This is a genomic window from Telluria sp. AZSoR62 (assembly GCF_058111565.1).
Genome location: NZ_JBYTST010000247.1, coordinates 1 through 293, shown reverse-complemented (window position 1 = coordinate 293; position 293 = coordinate 1). Strand labels below are relative to the sequence as shown.

Below are 293 nucleotides of genomic sequence, written 5' to 3'. Positions count from 1 at the left end.
GTTTATCAAATTGCAGTTGGCCGCGGCGAGCCAGAGGATTGTGTTATCTGCGGAAACCCTCTGTGTAATGAGTGGCCAACTCTTGTTGAGTTGACACCAGAAGGAACAAAGACCGGCGATTTTGCCTATCACGTATCGGAATGCCGGATGCTCGACCATCAGGCCGAACATCCAAGTTCGGGCGCTGTTTGTGAATACTGCGGCGGTGACGGATACCACGCAGTGCCGCGTACTCCTGGTGTGGACTGCGAGGCTTGCAAGGGCACCGGAAAAAGAGGATCAGAATAGAAAAA

1 protein-coding gene is annotated in these 293 nt (G+C 52.9%); it reads left to right on the top strand.

Going from position 1 to position 293, the window contains the following annotated elements:
* Nucleotides 1-288, top strand: a 288-nt coding sequence (locus AC3XQU_RS23690; protein WP_489876585.1) for a hypothetical protein, incomplete at its 5' end; no start/stop codon positions are given.
* Between the last annotated feature and the right edge of the window lie 5 nt (nucleotides 289-293).